Source organism: Algorimicrobium bowmanii (assembly GCF_054031195.1).
In genome coordinates this window covers 43040-62874 of sequence record NZ_CM132929.1, presented here as the reverse complement: position 1 = coordinate 62874, position 19835 = coordinate 43040, and the positions used below count along the sequence as shown (strand labels likewise).

The 19835-nt window shown below is 33.7% G+C and carries 19 protein-coding genes; 13 read left to right on the top strand and 6 right to left on the bottom strand.

The annotated features are described in order from the left end of the window. Positions 1-68 precede the first annotated feature (68 nt). From ACW5R3_RS00270 to ACW5R3_RS00250, 5 genes are read left to right on the top strand one after another with little or no spacing between them, the layout of a single operon-like run. A complete protein-coding gene (locus tag ACW5R3_RS00270) occupies positions 69-1013 on the top strand; it encodes a 2-hydroxyacid dehydrogenase (protein WP_456577618.1) in 945 nt (314 codons plus the stop codon). A gap of 15 nt (positions 1014-1028) precedes the next feature. After that, positions 1029-1400: a VOC family protein gene (locus ACW5R3_RS00265; protein WP_456577617.1), complete on the top strand. Its 372-nt coding sequence runs from the start codon at positions 1029-1031 to the stop codon at positions 1398-1400. Beyond that, complete coding sequence (locus tag ACW5R3_RS00260; protein ID WP_456577616.1) at positions 1400-1909, top strand: DUF4199 domain-containing protein; 510 nt, start codon at positions 1400-1402, stop codon at positions 1907-1909. The genes ACW5R3_RS00265 and ACW5R3_RS00260 overlap by 1 nt, the downstream gene beginning before the upstream one ends. Before the next feature lie 3 nt (positions 1910-1912). After that, positions 1913-2371: a DUF1801 domain-containing protein gene (locus ACW5R3_RS00255; protein WP_456577615.1), complete on the top strand. Its 459-nt coding sequence runs from the start codon at positions 1913-1915 to the stop codon at positions 2369-2371. 1 nt (position 2372) lies between these two features. Beyond that, positions 2373-2759, top strand: coding sequence for a VOC family protein (locus ACW5R3_RS00250; RefSeq protein WP_456577614.1), 387 nt, complete (start codon positions 2373-2375; stop codon positions 2757-2759). Between the two features lie 100 nt (positions 2760-2859). On the opposite strand, the gene ACW5R3_RS00245 is transcribed toward ACW5R3_RS00250, so the two are convergent. The 3 genes from ACW5R3_RS00245 to ACW5R3_RS00235 are packed head-to-tail and all read right to left on the bottom strand — an operon-like array spanning position 2860 to position 6443. Beyond that, positions 2860-4689: a GNAT family N-acyltransferase gene (locus ACW5R3_RS00245; protein ID WP_456577613.1), complete on the bottom strand. Its 1830-nt coding sequence runs from the start codon at positions 4687-4689 to the stop codon at positions 2860-2862. A 22-nt stretch (positions 4690-4711) separates the two neighbouring features. Then, a complete protein-coding gene (locus ACW5R3_RS00240; RefSeq protein WP_456577612.1) occupies positions 4712-5962 on the bottom strand; it encodes an aspartate kinase in 1251 nt (416 codons plus the stop codon). Next, on the bottom strand, positions 5949-6443 hold the full coding sequence (locus ACW5R3_RS00235) for an N-acetyltransferase family protein (RefSeq protein ID WP_456577611.1): 495 nt from the start codon (positions 6441-6443) through the stop codon (positions 5949-5951). Before ACW5R3_RS00235 ends, ACW5R3_RS00240 begins: the two co-directional genes overlap by 14 nt. A gap of 118 nt (positions 6444-6561) precedes the next feature. Between ACW5R3_RS00235 and fbp the strand changes: the two genes are divergently transcribed. Next, positions 6562-7569 carry a class 1 fructose-bisphosphatase gene (gene fbp, locus ACW5R3_RS00230; RefSeq protein ID WP_456577610.1) on the top strand — a complete coding sequence of 336 codons (1008 nt, stop codon included), beginning with the start codon at positions 6562-6564 and terminating at the stop codon, positions 7567-7569. Positions 7570-7648: 79 nt separating this feature from the next. Here fbp and ACW5R3_RS00225 read toward each other — a convergent pair whose 3' ends face one another. After that, positions 7649-8080, bottom strand: coding sequence for a TerB family tellurite resistance protein (locus tag ACW5R3_RS00225; RefSeq protein ID WP_456577609.1), 432 nt, complete (start codon positions 8078-8080; stop codon positions 7649-7651). Between the two features lie 413 nt (positions 8081-8493). Between ACW5R3_RS00225 and mfd the strand changes: the two genes are divergently transcribed. Next, the gene (mfd, locus tag ACW5R3_RS00220; protein ID WP_456577608.1) at positions 8494-11850 is read left to right on the top strand and encodes a transcription-repair coupling factor; all 3357 of its coding nucleotides are present in this window, start codon (positions 8494-8496) and stop codon (positions 11848-11850) included. Positions 11851-11901: 51 nt separating this feature from the next. Beyond that, positions 11902-13206: a TlpA family protein disulfide reductase gene (locus ACW5R3_RS00215; RefSeq protein WP_456577607.1), complete on the top strand. Its 1305-nt coding sequence runs from the start codon at positions 11902-11904 to the stop codon at positions 13204-13206. 11 nt (positions 13207-13217) lie between these two features. Here the strand turns inward: ACW5R3_RS00215 and ACW5R3_RS00210 are convergent, their stop codons facing one another. Next, on the bottom strand, positions 13218-13577 hold the full coding sequence (locus ACW5R3_RS00210; RefSeq protein WP_456577606.1) for a YraN family protein: 360 nt from the start codon (positions 13575-13577) through the stop codon (positions 13218-13220). Between the two features lie 102 nt (positions 13578-13679). Here ACW5R3_RS00210 and ACW5R3_RS00205 point away from each other — a divergent pair, with 102 nt between their 5' ends. Then, positions 13680-13982, top strand: a complete 303-nt coding sequence (locus tag ACW5R3_RS00205) for a hypothetical protein (protein ID WP_456577605.1) — start codon at positions 13680-13682, stop codon at positions 13980-13982. A gap of 341 nt (positions 13983-14323) precedes the next feature. Here the strand turns inward: ACW5R3_RS00205 and ACW5R3_RS00200 are convergent, their stop codons facing one another. Then, positions 14324-15340 (bottom strand): S66 peptidase family protein, encoded by a 1017-nt coding sequence (locus ACW5R3_RS00200; protein ID WP_456577604.1) that lies wholly within the window; start codon positions 15338-15340, stop codon positions 14324-14326. A 123-nt stretch (positions 15341-15463) separates the two neighbouring features. Here ACW5R3_RS00200 and metG point away from each other — a divergent pair, with 123 nt between their 5' ends. From metG to ACW5R3_RS00180, 4 genes are all read left to right on the top strand, one after another. After that, positions 15464-17548 (top strand): methionine--tRNA ligase, encoded by a 2085-nt coding sequence (metG, locus tag ACW5R3_RS00195; protein WP_456577603.1) that lies wholly within the window; start codon positions 15464-15466, stop codon positions 17546-17548. A gap of 213 nt (positions 17549-17761) precedes the next feature. Beyond that, on the top strand, positions 17762-18232 hold the full coding sequence (locus ACW5R3_RS00190) for a lipocalin family protein (protein ID WP_456577602.1): 471 nt from the start codon (positions 17762-17764) through the stop codon (positions 18230-18232). A gap of 4 nt (positions 18233-18236) precedes the next feature. Next, entirely contained in the window at positions 18237-18941 is a 705-nt protein-coding gene (locus ACW5R3_RS00185; RefSeq protein ID WP_456577601.1) for an OmpA family protein, read from the top strand. Positions 18942-18959: 18 nt separating this feature from the next. Then, a complete protein-coding gene (locus tag ACW5R3_RS00180) occupies positions 18960-19751 on the top strand; it encodes a copper resistance protein NlpE N-terminal domain-containing protein (RefSeq protein WP_456577600.1) in 792 nt (263 codons plus the stop codon). Positions 19752-19835: the final 84 nt, after the last annotated feature.

Genomic DNA, 19835 nt, shown 5'->3' with positions numbered 1-19835 from the left:
TTAAAAAATTGCTAACACCATTTAGGTTTTAGTATCTTTGATAAAACAAAATTCTCAGGTTTTAATACATGAAAATATTACATATAGATAGTAATCATCCTTTAATGATGACACAATTACAGGCTTTAGGTTTTCAAAATGATGAAGATTATACAAGTTCCAAAGCTGTAATAGAATCGAAAATAGCCGAATATACCGGGCTTATCATTCGAAGTCGCTTTACAATAGATAAAGCATTTTTAGATGCCGCTACAAACTTAAAATTTATTGGCCGTGTAGGAGCAGGTGTCGAAAATATTGATGTAGCGTATGCCAAACAAAAAAACATCCACTTAATATCTGCGCCAGAAGGAAATAGGAATGCTGTAGGAGAGCATGCTTTGGGTATGCTTTTAGCGTTATTTAATAAGCTTAATAAAGCTGATCAAGAAGTGCGACACGGTAAATGGTTACGTGAAGAAAATAGAGGCGTAGAACTCGATGGGAAAACCATAGGGCTTATCGGTTATGGTAATATGGGAAAAGCCTTTGCAAAAAAACTTCGTGGATTTGATGTTGAGGTTTTGTGTTATGATATCAAACCTAATATGGGTGATAATAATGCCACACAGGTAAGTTTACAAACTTTACAGGAACAAACCGATGTTCTTAGTTTGCATACACCACAAACACCAAAAACCCTTAATATGGTTGATGCACAGTTTATAGCAGGCTTTCAAAAACCATTTTGGCTTATAAATACGGCTCGCGGTAAAAGTGTGGTTACAGCCGATTTAGTAGCAGCATTAAAGTCTAAGCATATATTAGGTGCAGGATTAGATGTGTTGGAGTATGAAAAAGCGTCGTTTGAAAGTTTATTTAATAATAATATGCCTGAGGCATTTCAGTATCTAATTGCTGCCGAAAATGTAATTTTAAGTCCTCATGTGGCTGGTTGGACAATAGAAAGTAAAGAAAAATTGGCCCAAACAATAGTTGATAAAATAGCGAATCATAATTTTATTAATGCATAACAAAACAGAAAATAGATGGAATTAGGTGCTTTTTCAATGAGTTTAAATGTTAAAAATTTAGAAGACTCTAAAAACTTTTATGAAACCCTTGGCTTTGTTGTTTTTGGTGGTGATATAACTAAAAATTATCTCATCATGAAAAATGGAAATGCCCTTATAGGTTTGTTTCAAGGTATGTTTGAAAATAATATACTCACTTTTAATCCTGGTTGGGATGAAAGTGCTAACGCTAAAAAGACCTTTGCCGATGTTAGAGAAATACAAAGTCATTTAAAATCTAATAATATTAATTTGATAGCGGAGGTTCCAGAAAATACTAACGGTCCGGCAAGCCTTGTGTTAAAAGACCCAGATGGTAATACTATTTTAATTGATCAACATATTTAATGAAAAAAAACATATTTAAATACGGATTATATAGTGCGGGCTTACTTACTGTGCTATTTAGCTTGGCTTTTATTTTTGAAACGGCCTTAAGTTTTTCAGTTAGTGAAATTATAGGTTATATCAGTATCACTATAGCTCTAAGTTTTATATTTTTTGGTATAAAAACGTTTAGAGATGAAATAAATAAAGGACTCCTTAGTTTTCTGAAAGCTTTTAAAATAGGGGTCTTAATTAGTCTTTTTCCTGCTTTTACGTTTGGTGTTATTAATGTTGTTTATAGCAATTTTATTAATCCTAATTTTTCAACTGAATATTACAACGACTCTATAGAAAAATTAAGAATAAGTTTGCCTGAGGCTGATTTTCAAGAGAAACTATTAGAGCTAGAATCACAAAAAGCCCTTTTTGAAAACCCGCTGTTTAACTTTGTTATCATGGGAGTAACAGTAATTTTTATGGGTGTTATAATTAGTATTATTTCAGGGCTTATTCTAAAACGAAAATCTTAAAATATGCAATATAAAGCGACTTCTCCAGAGGATTATATCAGTCAGGTGCCCGAAGAACGTCAGGGTGTTTTAAAGCAACTTAGAGAGACCATTCAAGATAATCTACCGGATGGTTTTCAGGAAGGAATACAATATGGTATGATTGGCTATTATGTGCCGCATACTAAATATCCTGACGGCTATCATTGTAATCCTAAAGAGCCACTGCCATTTATGAGTTTTGCATCACAAAAAAACTCAATAAATCTTTACCACAGTGGTATATATGCAAAACCTGAAATTCATGAATGGTTTGTAAAAGAATATCCTAAGCACAGTAAATACAAACTAGATATGGGTAAAAGCTGTATCCGTTTTAAACGAATTGATGATATTCCTCTAGGTTTAATTGCGGAGTTATGCCGGAAACTAACCCCTGATGAATGGATAAATATTTACGAAACTAATATAAAACAGAAGTAAAATGAAAAAACGAGTTACAGGTATTGGTGGATTGTTTTTTAAAACTAAGAACCCAAAGGAAACCAAAGATTGGTATAAAAAACATTTAGGCTTTAATACAGATGATTATGGTTGTACATTTTGGGGTAAAGACACCGATAATAAGGAAACATCTATTCAATGGAGCCCGTTTCCGGAAGATACCACATATTATGAGCCTTCTAAAAAAGACTTTATGTTCAATTATAGGGTTGAAAACCTTAAAGAACTTCTAGGAACCTTAAAAAACGAAGGAGTTACTATAATTGGGGAAATTCAGGAGTATGAATACGGTAAGTTTGGTTGGATTTTAGATAACGATGGTAACAAAATAGAACTTTGGGAGCCTATTGATAGTGCGTTAAAATAATTTTAAAAACTGGATTATAAAGATCAACTAGAGATAACGCATTATATTGGTTTACTAAGCTCTATAATATTCAGTAGGGTGTTATTATGTAAGGTAAATATTAAGTATCACTTTGGTCTGATAGTTTGCGCTCTAATTCCGCTTGGAATTCTTCCATTACAGGCTTAACGGTGCTTTCTGGTAAGTCTGCTATTTTGATATACATCAAACCATCTACCGAGTTATTAAATAAAGGATCTACATTAAAAGCAACCAAACGGGCATTTTGCTTAATGTATTTTTTAAGCAAAACAGGTAAACGTAATGCACCTGGTTCTACTTCGTCAATTATCTTATCAAATTTATTTAAATCGGCTTCGGCTTCATCAAAAACAAAGTCTTTATCTGCGTCTTTTAGCTTTACTTTAAATTCTTTTTTAGGGTGAACATACTGAGCAACATAAGGGTCGTAGTAATGCGATTTCATGAATTCTATCATTAATGATTTTGAGAAATTAGTAAATTGATTACTAATACTAACACCACCAATAAGGTATTTATGTTCAGGAAAACGTAATGTTGTATGTACAATACCTTTCCAAAGAAGGAAAAGAGGCATTGGTTTTTGTTGGTAACTCTTAATAATAAAAGCACGACCCATTTCTATGGATTGGCTCATCATTTTATGTAATTCTGGCTCAAAACGAAATAAATCTTGAAGGTAGAAACCATCTATTCCATATTTTTTAAAAATTTCTGAACCTAATCCCATGCGGTAGGCACCAACAAGTTTATTTTTGTCAGAATCCCATAAAAACATATGGTGGTAATAGGAGTCAAAAGTATCTAAATCTATAGCCTCATTAGTTCCTTCACCAACTTCACGAAAGGTAATTTCACGGAGTCTACCAATTTCTTGAAGTATATTAGGTATTTTGGTTGCTGGCGCTAAAAATACTTCGTAATTTTTACTTTGTAATAAGCGGAAATCGCCTTCACGAAGTTTATCAACCTCTTCAATAACTAGATTTTCATCTATCTGACCAATAATCCGTTTTGGGGGTTTTGGCATTTTTAAAGTGGTTGGAAAATGACTTAACAAATTGTCTTTTTCATCAAAAGAATTGGAAAGCATATAAGTTTTTCGTCTCAAAAACTCTGAAAATCCTTCTAGTGTTGGATGTTCATTTTGGTCTTTTACAGATATAGCTCGCCCAATACGAACATTAATAGTTCGGCGTTTTTGTGTTAATAGCTCACTTGGTAATTTGGCTGTTCTAAACGTGTCGCTAATTTTTGATAATTTATAAAATAACGGACTGTTTTTTGCGTGAAAATAAATAGGAACAACGGGTACATTTGCTTTTTGAATAAGCTTTAAGGCTGAAGGTTCCCAAGGTTTGTCTATAACAAGTTTGCCATCTCTGTAGGTAGAAACCTCACCAGCAGGAAAAATTCCTAAAGGGTGTCCATCTCGCAAATGAAGAATGGCATTTTTAAAACCTGTAACGCTAGATTGTACATCTTTTTTTCCTTCAAAAGGATTTACAGGCATGATATAGGGTTTTAAAGGCTCAATTCTATTTAATAAGAAATTAGCAATAATTTTAAAATCCTTACGCTGTTCTAGCATTAATTTCAGTAATAAAATACCGTCGATACCTCCCAGTGGATGATTGGAAATGGTTATAAATGGCCCTTTTTTTGGGAGGCGTTTTAAGTCTTCTTCAGGAATTTCAAATTTTATTTGAAACTCATCTAAAATAGCATCTAAAAACTCAAGATCAGATAAATGTTTATTCCGATTATAGATAGCGTTTAAGGTGGATATTTTTAGTAATTTCATAATACTCCAGCCTGCAAATGTGCCAAAAAAGCCATATTTATCAAGCTGAATAGCTTTTGCTACTTCCTTAGCGCTTACTAATCCTTTATCTGATTTGTTACTCATTTATTAATACCTAATTAGGGGGTTAAGCAGTTATCATCTGCATAGTTTCTTGAGATAGCTGCTTCATTAAAACAGTTTTATCCTGCTCTAATTGTGTGATGACATCGGAATTATAATGTCTAATAGTATATAAAGATACGTTTTCATGGCAAGTTACTTTAAATTTAGCTTTTAAATGCTGTAGTAACTTTTCTAAATTCTTATAAACATCATCTACACAAACGGAAAAACTAATGGCCGAATTCTGAATAACGTCGACCTTCATTTTATATAAATGTAATAAATTAAAGATTTCACTGATATTTTCTTCTACAATATAAGAGAAATCTAATGATGAAAGCGATATTAATACCTGATTATGTTTTAAAATAAAACACGGAATTTCAGGTTCTATTCCAACACCTTTACCAACACATGTTCCTGCGTTTGTAGGGTTTAAAAACGACTTAACGTATAATGGTATTTCTTTGCGCTGTAAGGGTTGTAAGGTTTTTGGGTGAATAACCGATGCACCATAAAAAGCCAACTCAATAGCTTCGCGATAAGAAATTTTGTTTAATAGTTGCGCATTTTCAAAATAACGTGGGTCGGCATTTAAAACACCAGGAACATCTTTCCAAATAGTAACACCAGAAGCATTTAGGCAGTAGGCAAAAATTGCAGCTGTATAATCACTTCCTTCACGACCTAAAGTGGTAGTGAAATTATTAGCATCACTCCCCAAGAAACCTTGGGTTATGTTTAGTTTGTTCTTGTTGAAATTAGCAGTTATAAGTGTTTGCGTTTCCTCCCAATTAACGTTTGCACGTCTGTAATAATTATCAGTTTTTATGTATTCTCTAACGTCTAGCCAATTATTTTCAAGGCCAACTTCGTTTAAATAGGCACTAATTATGCTTGTAGAAACTAGTTCTCCATATCCAATAGCTTGGTCGTAAACAAAGTTGTAGTCTGGCGATTTATTGCGTTCGAAAAAGATCATTAATTCATCTAACAAATCGCCTACCTGTTTAAAGATAGCATGGTTTTCGTTTTCAAATAAATCTAATAAAATAGCATTATGAAATTTTCTTATTTCCTGAAATGAACTCTGTAATTCCGGTTTATTATTAAAGTAGTTACCAATAACTAACTCCATAGCATTGGTCATCTTACCCATAGCTGAAACTACAATTAGGGTATTTTCATAACCTGTTTTTTGTAAAACAGTCACTAAATTTTTAACACCTTGAGCATCTTTTACCGATGCACCACCAAATTTAAATACTTGCATTTTTTATGTTTGAAATATAATTGTCTATTGCGGTTTCATTTAAATGAACCACATCCCAGTCACGCATAACATTTGCGCCTTTTTGTTCGTAAAAATTAATAGCAGGTTCATTCCAGTCTAAGACTTCCCAACAAATTCGCTTCACGCCTAAACTTTTTCCATAGGTAACTACCGCGTCTAATAATGTTGTGCCAACACCTTTACCACGCATTTGCTGATTTACAACTAAGTCCTCTAAATGTAATACAGGACCTTTCCATGTAGAAAAACGCATGTAAACTAAAGCAATGCCTACAACGGAAGCTCCCATTTCAGCAACAAAACAATGAAATGCTGGATTGGGACCAAAACCTTGTTTTTCTAAATCGGAAACTGTAATTTCTACAGCATCGGGTTCTTTCTCAAAAACAGCCAATTCGTTAATCAGTTTTAAAACGGATGCCATATCAGATTTCTTGGCATTTCGGACTGTAATACTCATACCTTAATTTTGGCGTAAATATAGTCTAAACTTGCCTATTTAGCCATATATAATTTTCACGAAAACGTAATAGTTTAACAAAAAATACGATATTTGCAGAAACCATAAAACGGCTTCTATGTCTAGAAAAAATAAAACTCTTGGAGAGTTTATCATTGAAAATCAAGCATCTTTTAAATATACATCTGGCGAATTATCAAGACTGATTAATTCTATCCGACTTGCTGCTAAGGTTGTAAATCATGAGGTTAATAAAGCAGGATTAGTTGATATTATAGGTGCTGCCGGCGATACTAATATTCAAGGTGAAGATCAACAAAAACTAGATGTTTATGCTAATGATAAGTTTATTCAGACCTTAACAAATAGAAATATTGTTTGTGGTATTGCTAGTGAAGAAGAAGATGAGTTTATAACAATTAATAGTCAGGATGAAAATAACAATAATAAATATGTTGTTTTAATTGATCCTTTAGATGGTTCTTCAAATATTGATGTAAATGTTTCTGTAGGGACTATTTTCTCTATTTACAGACGTGTAACTCCTGTTGGAACCCCTGTGCAGATTGAAGATTTTCTTCAAAAAGGAAACCAACAAGTAGCTGCTGGGTATGTTGTATATGGAACTTCAACTATGTTAGTGTATACTACTGGACACGGTGTTAATGGTTTTACATTAAATCCTGCTATTGGTACATTTTACCTTTCACACCCTGATATGTCTTTTCCTGAGGATGGAAAAATTTATTCGGTAAACGAGGGGAACTACATTCATTTCCCACAAGGTATTAAAAACTATATCAAATATTGCCAAATGGAGGAGGGTGACCGCCCTTATACATCACGCTATATTGGATCTTTAGTATCTGATTTTCATAGAAACATGATCAAAGGTGGTATTTATTTATATCCTAAGAGTTCTAAAACCTCTAATGGGAAGTTGCGTTTATTATATGAATGTAATCCTATGGCACTCTTGGCAGAACAGGCAAATGGAAAAGCAAGTGATGGTTTTAAAAGAATTCTAGATATTGAGCCAACGGAATTACACCAACGTGTTCCTTTTATTTGTGGAAGTAAAAATATGGTTGAAAAGGCCGAAGAATTTATGCGTTTAGCAGAATAAGTATTCATTTAGAATACATAATACATATAAAAAAAAGCCACTCATTGAGTGGCTTTTTTTATATGTGAAATAATAAATCTTAACGATTCATGTTTTTCATTTCTTCTGTAAATGTGTCTAAATCTACACCTTCATTAACAAGTCTTAATGCTTTGTCAATAATATATTTAACGTTTTCAGATGAGAATCCAAGTCCTACACCTATTTTACGTAATACCACTTCTTTGTGGTCGTCTTTAATATAATCTACAGCAACCATACGAGCTAAGTCATATAAGCGCTCTAAACGTCTATCGTAAGATGAAGGTGGGTTAATTGGGTGCGATTGATAATCTTTTAAAATAATTTTATAATCGCCCTCGCTAATATCTAAGTTTCTAGCTAATCGGTCTAAAAAGGCTTTTTCTTCATCGCTAATAATACCATCATCCATGGCTACTCTAACAATGGCTGCAAAATGATCTTCGTTACGTTTTTTAAATCCGCTATCGAATAAATCTGAAAATGACATATCTTTCTGTTTTTAATCCCAACATTTAGGGACTACAAATATAAATAAAGTTAGCACTCTTTAAAATATAAATTTTTCTTTTTTAATTGGTAGTTAGCGTATAATAAAAATTGATGTTTGAGTACTTCTTATAAGCGAGATTCAAGTACTCAAAAAAGAAACAAAACCAGATATATCATGCTATTTTACGAGAAAACTGTAATCAATTATGCGTGTTTTGGGTTAAGCGTTTTTAATAAATTGTACACAAAAACTAGCGCTAGTTTAAATTTTAGTAAAAAACTTCTTTAATTAGGCTTCCAAATAGCATTAACTATTTTAGATTTAAGTATCACCCAAACTGCCGACTAAAAGATAAAACTTGTATATTTTAATGCATCAAAGACTTATATTTGCATAAAATACCATTGCTTTTGAGTAAATCTATCCTCTCGCAAACATATGCACAGGCTTTGCAAACGCAAAATCTGCAAACTGCTATTGCCCAAACCGAAAATCGTACACATTTAAAAGGCCTAGTTGGTTCGGCATTTTCATTGGTTATCAGTCAAGCTTTTAAACAAGCTGAAAAGCCCTTCTTACTTATTTTTAATGATAAAGAAGAAGCTGCTTTTTATCTTAATGATTTAGAAGCTATGCTAAATGATAAAGACGTGCTTTTTTATCCAGGTAGTTATAGACGCCCATACCAAATAGAGGAAACCGATAATGCTAATGTATTATTGCGTTCCGAAGTTTTAAACCGTATTAACTCCCGTAAAAAACCCGCAATTATTATAACCTATCCGGATGCGCTTTTTGAAAAAGTTGTGACGCGGAGAGAGTTAGATAAAAACACCTTAAAAATTGCAGTAAATGACAATTTATCAATCGATTTTGTAAACGAAGTCCTTTTTGAATACAAATTTAAGCGTGTTGATTTTGTTACTGAACCTGGAGAGTTCTCCGTACGAGGTGGTATTGTTGATGTATTTTCATTTTCTAATGATGAACCGTATCGTATTGAGTTTTTTGGCGATGATGTGGATAGTATCCGAACCTTTGATGTGGAAACACAGCTATCCACCGAGCAGATAAAAAAAATAAGCATTATTCCCAATGTTGCGAATAAGTTCTTAGAAGAAAGTCGCCAAAGTTTCTTTAAATATATAGCTCAAAAAACAGTTGTTTTCACCAAAAACACACAATTGTTTTTTGATAGAATTGATGATTTTTATAGTAAAGCCGAAGAGGCATTTAAAAATCTGTCTTCCGATATTCAACATGCCGAACCGGAAGTGTTGTTTTGTAATTCAACCTTGTTAAAAAAACAGTTGTTGGATTTTAATTTAATTGAATTTGGCAGCAAAGCAGTATTTGCAGAAGCGAGTAGTGTAGGTCAAGTTATTACCTATAACACCACGCCACAACCTGCATTTAATAAGCAATTCAATTTGTTAATTGACGATTTAAATTTACATCATGACCGTGGCTATACTAATTATATTGCCTGTGTAAGTGAGCAGCAAGCTAAACGGTTCCATGATATATTTGAAGATGCAGAAGCCACAGTTCATTATAAAACCATCGTAGTTTCTTTATACCAAGGTTTTGTAGATCATGATAATAAAATAACCTGTTATACCGATCACCAAATATTTGAGCGTTACCATAAGTTTAGCCTTAAAAATGGTTATGCTAAGAAACAATCTATTACATTAAAAGAGTTAACCAATTTAGATATTGGTGACTATGTAACACATATTGATCACGGTATTGGAAAATTTGGCGGGCTTCAAAAAATAGATGTCGAAGGGAATAAACAAGAAGCTATAAAATTAATTTATGGCGAGCGTGACATTCTGTATTTAAGTATTCACTCATTACATAAAATAACCAAGTTTAATGGAAAAGATGGTAAACCACCTAAAGTTCATAAACTAGGTAGTAAAGCTTGGAAAACACTTAAAGCTAAAACAAAATCAAGGGTTAAAGAAATAGCTTTCAATTTAATAAAAGTATATGCTAAGCGGAAGTTAGAAAAAGGCTATCAATATAATCCCGATAGCCACATGCAACACGAGTTGGAAGCTTCGTTTATTTATGAAGATACACCCGACCAAAGTACTGCAACCGCCGATATTAAAGCCGATATGGAAAGCGAACGTCCTATGGATCGTCTAGTTTGTGGTGATGTTGGTTTTGGAAAAACGGAAGTTGCTATTCGGGCTGCTTTTAAAGCTGTAGATAATGGTAAACAAGTAGCGGTTTTAGTGCCAACTACTATTTTGGCTTACCAGCATGCTAGAAGTTTCAGTCAGCGACTAAAAGATTTTCCGGTTACTGTGGACTACCTGAATAGGTTTCGCTCTGCTAAAGAAAAACGCCAAACATTAGAAAATCTTGAATCTGGAGCCGTAGATATTATTATTGGTACGCACCAATTGGTTAATAAAAATGTGAAATTTAAAGATTTAGGTCTTCTAATTGTTGATGAAGAGCAGAAGTTTGGTGTTGCAGTGAAAGAAAAACTTAAAACGCTTAAAGACAATGTTGATGTCTTGACATTAACAGCTACACCTATACCAAGAACTTTACAGTTTAGCCTAATGGCTGCGCGTGATTTGTCGGTTATTACAACACCACCACCAAACCGATACCCTATTGAGAGTCATGTAATCCGTTTTAGTGAGGAGTCAATTCGGGATGCAGTTTCTTATGAAATTCAACGAGGCGGACAAATATTTTTTATTCATAATAGGATTGAAAATATAAAAGAAGTTGCCGGTTTAATCCAACGGTTGGTGCCTGATGCCAAGGTTGCTATTGGACATGGGCAAATGGACGGTAAAAAACTAGAAAAGCTTATGCTTGCTTTTATTAATGGTGAGTTTGATGTTTTAGTAAGTACCACGATAGTTGAAAGTGGCTTAGATGTACCAAATGCAAATACCATTTTTATTAATAATGCCAATAATTTTGGTTTAAGTGATTTGCACCAAATGCGTGGTCGTGTAGGACGAAGTAACAAAAAAGCTTTTTGCTATTTTATAACTCCGGAATATTCAGCCATGACTAGCGATGCAAGAAAACGAATTACAGCTTTAGAGCAATTTACAGAATTGGGAAGTGGATTTAATATAGCTATGAAGGATTTGGAAATTCGAGGTGCGGGTGATTTATTAGGCGGTGAGCAGAGCGGATTTATTAATGATATTGGTTTTGATACCTATCAGAAAATTCTAAATGAAGCTATTGAAGAATTAAAAGAAACTGAATTTCAAGACTTATATCAAGATGATGGTAAGGAAAAAGAATACGTTAAAGATATTACTATTGATAGTGATTTTGAACTTCTATTTCCAGATGATTATGTGAATAATATTGCCGAGCGTCTAAACTTATATACTAAGCTAAACGGTATAAAAACTGAAGCAGAATTAGTCTTGTTTGAAGGAGAAATTCGCGATCGTTTTGGCGATTTGCCGACTCAGGTTATCGACTTGTTTAATAGTGTGCGTTTAAAATGGATTGCTACTAAAATGGGACTTGAAAAGGTGGTTATGAAGCAAGGAAAACTTATTGGGTATTTCTTAACAGACCAGAAAAGTGGCTTTTATCAAAGCCCTAATTTTACACGGGTTTTACAATTTGTACAATCGCACCCTAAAGCCTGTAAGATGAAAGAAAAACAAACCAGGAATGGCTTACGTTTATTATTAACTTTTGAAAATATTAAAAATGTAAATGATGCTTTGCAGGCATTAAAACCACTTACAAATCCGAATTAAAAAAGGCGGCTTCGGCATGCCTTTTGCAAATCGTTTATAAAATAAATTACTATGAAAAAACTAGTGCTTCTTTTCTTTTTGTTGCCTCTTATTACTTGGGCTCAACATAGCATTCAAGGAACTTTTACACCTGCGGAATCGTTTAATTTTGCACTTTTATATCACGTGACACCCACAGGAGCTAATTATATAAGCCAATCAAAAACAACAGAAACAGGAGGTTGGACTTTCTCGCTTGATGAAAATGCACAAGTAGGTATTTATAAGGTAGTCTATGCAGTACCTATTGAAGCTAATAATTTTGATCTGTTTTATAATGGAAAGGAAGATATTACATTAACCTACGATTTAGAGAAAGGTCTGCAAATATTACAATCAGCAGAGAATGATATTTGGCAAACGTATTCAGATAGTATTCAAAGCTTAAATGGTTTAGTTAGCAAGCTATATTCAAAAGAGAAACCTAATGAAGCTCAGATTACAGAAGTTTTTAAAACGTTAAGTAATACCCAGAAGGATTTCGAGGCAGAAACAGCCGATATGATGATTGCTCCGTTTGTGAAATCGAATAGAACCTATATTCCTAAAACTTATGAGTCTCTAAATACCTATGCTTCTAATTTAAAAGCTCATTATTTTGATTATATAGCATTTGAAAATAAGTTATTGCAAATTTCCGACTTTTTAAATGAGCGTGTAGAAGCGTATGTGTTTGCCATGCCTGAGCAGCCTAAGTATTATATGAACGCTGTTGATGATGTGGTAACCGCTATAGGTAATAATTCAGAGGTTAAAATTATAGTACTTGAAAATTTATGGCACCAAATGATTGCTCAGCAACAACCAGAAGTTGCTAATTATATTAGTGATACGTATTTGTTGCCTTTGGCTAAAATGAGGAATAAAACCTATTTGGTAAACACTTTGGAAAGCTATAACAAGTCGGCTGTAGGTAAAAGAGCATTAAATTTTGAATTCACCTATTTAGATAATAAGAAAGCTGTTCAGACTGATTTGTACCATTTTAATACTACATCTAAAACCTTGTTGATTTTTTGGAGTAGTGGTTGCAGTCATTGTTTAGAAGAGCTTCCAAAAGTAAAAACACTAATGGAAAAACATCCGGATATTAAAGTTTTGGCCTATGCGTTGGAAGATGGAGTAAGAAGCTGGAACCAAACTATTCCGAAGTTTCCGAATTTTACCCATACTTATGATTTGAAAAAATGGGATAGCCCTCTAATTAAAGAATATGGTATTTCGGCAACACCTTCTTTCTTTATATTAGATACCAATAAAACGATATTAGCAAAGCCAGATCACGTATCTGACTTAGAGACATATTTTAACCAATAAATGGGTTTATTTTAAAAGTGATAAAAGGCATTTTCATAATGTGTAATCTGCTCCTTTGTGTTGTTTTTAAGTATGGCAATTATATCAAAGCGGCAATCTAGATCAATAGCATTTTCTGTAATATACGCGTCCATTGCCTTGATAAGTAGTTTGATTTTTCCGGGGCTTACAAAGTCTTGTGGGTCTCCAAAAAAATCGGAATTTCTTGTTTTTACTTCTATACAGATAATTTCGGTTTCATGTTGGGCTATTATATCAATTTCGGCTTTTTGAAATCTGTAGTTACGTTGTAAAACGGCATAGCCTTTAGCTTGTAAAAACGCGACAGCTAATTGCTCTCCTAAATTACCAAGATCGTTATGTTGTGCCATATGTTAAATGTATAATTTAACCAATTGTATACAAGATACTAAAAATACCCGCACTATAAAACAGCTTATAATTGTATCTTCGTAGATAATCAAACAAATGGTATGGCTAAACACATAAAATGTCCTAATTGTGGAGTTTTTAGTACAGACTCCGATTATTGCACAAATTGTGGTACACTCCTTTCTTATAAGAAAAGACGAAAATTGGCTTATGAACAAGCCGAAAAAGAACGCGAGGAACGCCAGAAATTAGAGAAAGAAAACTCACCGTCTTTTTATGACAAATATAGTACGCATCGGTTTTTAATTGTTCGTGTATTTGCTAAAGTAACCCATGCTATTTGGATGGCATTTATGGCTATAGGGATGTTTATTGCCTGGCTTATTTCAGCAATTGCAGCATGAGAATTATAAAACATCCTGTTTTTTATATAGCAGCTATTATAGCTATTGGTATTTACTTGTTTCAAAGATTTAATCTGCCATTGCCAAATTGGGTTTCTTTTTACGTAAATGATTTTTTGTGTTTGCCTCTAGTGTTAAGTGTGTGTTTAATAATTGTACGGTTCTTTAAAAAACTAGAAAACTACTATGTATCGTTAGCTATTGTTTTATGTTTAGCAGCCTATTTTTCAATTTATTTTGAGTGGATTTTACCACAAACAAATCCGCGTTACACAAGGGATTTGGTAGATGTAATATTGTACTTTTTAGGAGCGCTGTTGTTTTATAAATATCAAAAACGCTTATTTTAGAAACTCTACAACAGACTGTTCTTTACGAACATCAAGCTTAATCGTATTACCTAAAATTAAAGCACGGTTATCCGTTTCATGACCTGCTGGCATGTTAAAGGCTACAGGGAAATCGTACTCTGATAATACATCTAAAATTAATTGTTCAATAGAGCTACCCCAGTTTGTTGTATTTCTACGCATTTTAGTCATGTCGCCTACCAATACACCGGCACAATTATCAAAGTATCCAGCACGTTTTAAGCTTTGGAGCATGCGATCTACGTGATATTTGTATTCACCTATTTCTTCAATAAATAAAATTTTACCTGTGGTGTCGATACTACTATCCGAGCCTAGCATTGTATGAAGTATGGTTAAATTTCCACCTACTATTGGGGCAGAAACAGTACCTGTTTTATTGTAGTTAGAGCCTTGAAGTGTGTATGAGAGTGGTTGTCCAAAAAGCGCTTTTTTAAAAGTTCCGACTGTTTGGTCTAGCCCTGAAGTATCGGCTGTTAAACTCGTACACATCATGGCATGTATGGTTTTAAAGCCTTCATTGTGGAAATCGTTATGTAAGGCCGTAATGTCACTATAACCAATAAGCCATTTTGGATTTTTTTTAAGTTGGCTATAATCAAGTTTATCTAAAATCCTAACGGATCCATAGCCGCCTCTTGCTGCCCAAATCGCACTAACAGTAGGATTATTCATAGCTTTTTGGAAATCTTCACAACGTTCCGTATCTGTTCCTGCAAAATGATTACCATTACTAAAAACATGATCGCCAATTAAAGCATGTAACCCCCAACTTTCTAATAACTTAATAGCACGGTTTACTTCGGTTTGTCGGTTTTTTAATATTCCGGAGGGTGCCACAATAGCCACTGTATCACCTGCTTTTAAATAGGGAGGTTGTATCAATTTTTCTGTTTTTGAAGTTGTTATTTCTGTCGGTTCTTTCCGATTAAATCCCATGAATAAAACCGAGCAGCACAGCACAACTAATAGTGATAATTTTGACATAGGGTAAATGTACATTTTTTTTCTAAATAGACCTTAAAATGCGTACTTTTGTCACTTCAAAAAAACAATATTAAAGGCTTAGACATGTATTTGTAATAGCCATCAGACATCATATTAATTACCATGAATCAACCTAAAAGATATACTATTACAGCCGCTTTACCGTACACTAACGGTCCAATTCATATTGGCCATTTGGCTGGTGTGTATGTGCCTGCAGACATTTACGCACGTTATTTACGTCTAACAAATAACGATGTTGCCTTTATCTGTGGTAGTGATGAGCATGGTGTTCCTATTACTATTAAAGCTAAAAAGGAAGGCGTTACGCCTCAAGATATTGTTGATAAATATCATGCTATTATTAAAAAATCGTTTGAAGATTTCGGGATTACTTTTGATAATTATTCGCGTACTTCAGATAAGGTTCACCATGATACTGCTCAAGAATTTTTTAAGACGCTGTATGATAAAGGTGAATTTATAGAGGAGGTTACCGAGCAGTTATATGATGCGGAAGCGAATCAGTTTTTAGCAGATAGATTTGTAACCGGAACTTGTCCTAAGTGTGGTAATGAAGAAGCGTATGGCGATCAGTGTGAACGTTGCGGAGCTAGTTTAAACGCAACGGATTTGATTAATCCTAAATCAGCTATTACAGGAAATGTACCAACTCTAAAAGAAACAAAACACTGGTTTTTACCCTTAGATAAACATGAAAACTTCTTAAAAGAGTGGATTTTAAAAGGTCATAAAAAAGATTGGAAACCCAATGTATATGGGCAAGTAAAATCTTGGATAGATGATGGTTTGCGTCCAAGAGCGGTGACTAGAGATTTAGATTGGGGAATTCCTGTTCCTGTAGAAGGAGGCGAAGGTAAAGTGCTTTATGTTTGGTTTGATGCCCCAATAGGATATATTTCAGCTACTAAAGAATGGGCTGAACGCGAAGGTAAAGACTGGAAACCTTATTGGAAAGATGAAGATACCAAATTGGTGCACTTTATCGGGAAAGATAATATTGTTTTTCACTGTATTATTTTCCCGAGCATGCTAAAAGCTGAAGGTTCTTATATTTTACCAGATAATGTGCCAGCTAATGAATTTTTAAATTTAGAGGGTCAGAAATTATCAACCTCTAAAAATTGGGCTGTTTGGTTGCCTGACTATCTTGAGGATTTCCCAGGTCAACAAGATGTGTTGCGATATGCGTTAACAGCTAATGCGCCAGAAAGTAAGGATAACGATTTTACTTGGGCCGATTTTCAAGCTAGAAACAATAACGAGTTAGTAGCTATTTTTGGTAATTTTATAAATCGAGTAGTCATTTTAACTGACAAATACTATGAAGGGGTTATTCCTGAACCTGCAGATTTTTCAACTGTAGATCAAGAAACTCTAGCAGCTATAAAGGCTTATCCAGCTGTGATAGCAAGTTCAATAGAACGTTATAGATTCCGTGAGGCATCGCAAGAGTTTATGAATTTAGCACGATTAGGAAATAAATACTTGGCTGACGAGGAACCATGGAAATTGGTTAAAACCGATGCTGCACGAACTAAAACTATTATGTTTGTGGCACTACAAATAGCATCGGCATTAGCAACTTTAGGAGAGCCTTTCTTGCCATTTACTGCCAATAAACTAAAACATATTTTAAAAATTAACTCTGAAGAAGTTTCAGAAGATAACGCTGTTAACAATACATGGGATTCCATTACAACTAAAGATGTTTTAATACCATCGGGTCATAAAATTGGTCAGGCTGAATTATTGTTTTCTAAAATAGAAGATAAAACAATTCAATTGCAATTAGATAAATTGGAAGCAAGTAAAAAAGCTAATGAGGCCGCTAATAAGAAGGTGGAGCCTGAAAAAGAGACGATTACTTTTGAAGATTTTTCTAAACTAGATTTACGCGTTGGAACTATATTAGAAGCCGAAAAAATGCCAAAAGCGAATAAACTGTTAGTTTTAAAAGTAGATACAGGAATTGATACAAGAACTATTGTGTCTGGTATTGCTCAAAGCTTTAAACCTGAAGATATTATTGGGAAACGCGTAACGGTATTAGTTAATCTAGCGCCTAGAAAATTACGAGGTGTTGAAAGTCAAGGAATGATATTAATGACTGAAAACCCAGAGGGCGATTTAGTTTTTGTTAACCCTGATGACGCTTCTGTAGGAAATGGTTTGCAAATTTCTTAGATAATAATAACAGCTCTAAAAAGAGAGCAATAGTTTTGACTCCAAAGAAACCTTTTTAATTGGTTTTTTTGGAGTCTTTTTTTTGTAATTATTTCATCAGGTTTCTTCCTGTAATTCCTTTTACTACTTCTTAATAGCATCCTGTTTTTAATTGTTTGCATCAATCTGTTTTCTAGTTCTGAAGTAATTTTGATAGTATAAAAATCAACAATTATGAAACAGATTATTTTATTGCTAATAACTTTAAGTGTATTATCCTGTGGTAGCTCTAAAGTTGTCCGTGATTCCGAAAAAAATCTAAAGGGAAGTTGGACTTTAAACTCTTTTAACTTTAGTAAAACAGGAACGTTCCAAGTTGATATGTTTAATGATACATCAACCAATTGTTTTGAAAATAGTGTTTGGGAATTTGTTCCAAATAATAATACGGGCACTTATCAAATAACTCAAAGTAATTGTGATACTGGTACACGAGATTTCAAATTCAGTATTCAAGAAGTAAATCCTGAAACGGGTTTGTACGATTTCCTATTAAAGCCTACAGATGCTAAAGGAAAATCTGCTACCAACCAAGGATACCGATTAAAACTAGCAGGAATAACTAGTACTACAATGCAATGGCGTCAAACGGTGAATTTGGACGGTAGTCCATTTACCATATTTATGAACTTTACAAAATTATAATATTATGACTATGTCAATAAACAAGCTTAAATTAATAATATATATAAGTGTTTTAGCCATCTGCTTTAGCAGTTGTAAGGCTATCGATAATGCTAATAACCGCCAAAAGGGAGCCGCTATTGGTACAACTAGTGGAGCTATTTTAGGAGCTATCATAGGTAACAATGTGGGAAGCGGTAATTCGGAGTTAGGTGCATTAATCGGAGGTGTTGTAGGCGGTGGTGCCGGTGTGGTTATCGGGAATCAGATGGATAAACAAGCACAACGTATAGAAGAGGAGGTGCCAGGCGCAACTGTTGAACGTGTAGACCAAGGAATTGTTGTAACTTTCGATGAGAATAGTGGTGTTAATTTTGCTACAGAAAAATACAATATAACTAGTGAATCTCAAGAAACTTTAGATAAATTAGTAGCCGTTTTTGAAGCCTATCCAGATACTAATTTATTAGTTGTAGGTCATACTGATAACACCGGAAACGATGCATATAATATGACTCTTTCTAAAAATAGAGCGCAGGCTGTAACCAATTATTTGAAAAATTCAAAAGGTATGAGCGCATCACGCTTAACAACGCATTGGTTTGGAGAGGAACAGCCAATAGCAGATAATACAACGGCAGAAGGCCGTGCTAAAAACAGACGTGTTAACATTGCTATTGTGCCTAATGAAGAAATGATTGATAATGCACAACAAGAGACAGCAAAATAAAATAGTAATTAATATATTATGAAAAAACCAATTGTAACTTTAGTCCTAGTACTACTTATTAGTTTTGTAAGTTGTAAAACAGATAAAACAGAAGCTACTGATGCTTCGGGTTCTGAGAAACCTTTAACTGAGAAGAAAATGGATGTTAGCAGCAGTCAGAATTCGTTAGATTGGAAAGGTACTTATATGGGGGTTTTACCTTGTGCTGATTGTGAAGGTATAAAAACTACCATACAATTGCAGGAAGATTTAACGTATAAAAAAACTAGTGAGTACTTAGGAAAGGATGCAACTGTTTTTGAAGATACAGGTTATTATAAATGGCTTGAAGGTGGTCAAAATATTTTGCTGTCAGATGAAAATGAAACAACTTACCAAGTTGGCGAAAATAAGTTAACACTCCTAGATCAATCTGGGGACCCTATTACTGGAGAATTAGCAGATAAATATATCCTACAAAAACAAGATGCTAATGCTATCGCTTTTACTGATACCAAGTGGAAATTAGTAGCTTTGTTTGGTAAGGAAATTACTAATTCAGAAGCTTTTATTTCTTTTGCAACTGAAAATAATAAGGTTTTTGGGCATTCTGGATGTAATAATTTTAACGGGACATTTCAAGTAGAAAATGAAACGCAATTAAGTTTATCAAAAATGGTATCTACCATGAAGGCTTGCCCCAATATGGATGTTGAAAATCAGTTTATGAGCGCTCTAGAAAAAGTAGATAACTTCTCATTAAACGGTAGTAAAATGACACTTAATAAAGCAAGAATGGCTCCGTTAGCAGTTTTTGAAGCTGTAAAATGAAATATCATAAACACGGTAATAACGAAAAACCTCGTAGGCTATGTACTGCGAGGTTTTTTTAGTATTTTCGACTTTTAAATGACA

What these genes read in the sequence shown, in the direction of transcription:
- ACW5R3_RS00270 (WP_456577618.1), top strand. Translation starts at nt 69, where the DNA reads ATGAAAATATTACATATAGATAGTAATCATCCTTTAATGATGACACAA.
- ACW5R3_RS00265 (WP_456577617.1), top strand. Translation starts at nt 1,029, where the DNA reads ATGGAATTAGGTGCTTTTTCAATGAGTTTAAATGTTAAAAATTTAGAA.
- ACW5R3_RS00260 (WP_456577616.1), top strand. Translation starts at nt 1,400, where the DNA reads ATGAAAAAAAACATATTTAAATACGGATTATATAGTGCGGGCTTACTT.
- ACW5R3_RS00255 (WP_456577615.1), top strand. Translation starts at nt 1,913, where the DNA reads ATGCAATATAAAGCGACTTCTCCAGAGGATTATATCAGTCAGGTGCCC.
- ACW5R3_RS00250 (WP_456577614.1), top strand. Translation starts at nt 2,373, where the DNA reads ATGAAAAAACGAGTTACAGGTATTGGTGGATTGTTTTTTAAAACTAAG.
- ACW5R3_RS00245 (WP_456577613.1), bottom strand. Translation starts at nt 4,689, where the DNA reads ATGAGTAACAAATCAGATAAAGGATTAGTAAGCGCTAAGGAAGTAGCA.
- ACW5R3_RS00240 (WP_456577612.1), bottom strand. Translation starts at nt 5,962, where the DNA reads ATGCAAGTATTTAAATTTGGTGGTGCATCGGTAAAAGATGCTCAAGGT.
- ACW5R3_RS00235 (WP_456577611.1), bottom strand. Translation starts at nt 6,443, where the DNA reads ATGAGTATTACAGTCCGAAATGCCAAGAAATCTGATATGGCATCCGTT.
- fbp (WP_456577610.1), top strand. Translation starts at nt 6,562, where the DNA reads ATGTCTAGAAAAAATAAAACTCTTGGAGAGTTTATCATTGAAAATCAA.
- ACW5R3_RS00225 (WP_456577609.1), bottom strand. Translation starts at nt 8,080, where the DNA reads ATGTCATTTTCAGATTTATTCGATAGCGGATTTAAAAAACGTAACGAA.
- ACW5R3_RS00215 (WP_456577607.1), top strand. Translation starts at nt 11,902, where the DNA reads ATGAAAAAACTAGTGCTTCTTTTCTTTTTGTTGCCTCTTATTACTTGG.
- ACW5R3_RS00210 (WP_456577606.1), bottom strand. Translation starts at nt 13,577, where the DNA reads ATGGCACAACATAACGATCTTGGTAATTTAGGAGAGCAATTAGCTGTC.
- ACW5R3_RS00205 (WP_456577605.1), top strand. Translation starts at nt 13,680, where the DNA reads ATGGCTAAACACATAAAATGTCCTAATTGTGGAGTTTTTAGTACAGAC.
- ACW5R3_RS00200 (WP_456577604.1), bottom strand. Translation starts at nt 15,340, where the DNA reads ATGTCAAAATTATCACTATTAGTTGTGCTGTGCTGCTCGGTTTTATTC.
- metG (WP_456577603.1), top strand. Translation starts at nt 15,464, where the DNA reads ATGAATCAACCTAAAAGATATACTATTACAGCCGCTTTACCGTACACT.
- ACW5R3_RS00190 (WP_456577602.1), top strand. Translation starts at nt 17,762, where the DNA reads ATGAAACAGATTATTTTATTGCTAATAACTTTAAGTGTATTATCCTGT.
- ACW5R3_RS00185 (WP_456577601.1), top strand. Translation starts at nt 18,237, where the DNA reads ATGACTATGTCAATAAACAAGCTTAAATTAATAATATATATAAGTGTT.
- ACW5R3_RS00180 (WP_456577600.1), top strand. Translation starts at nt 18,960, where the DNA reads ATGAAAAAACCAATTGTAACTTTAGTCCTAGTACTACTTATTAGTTTT.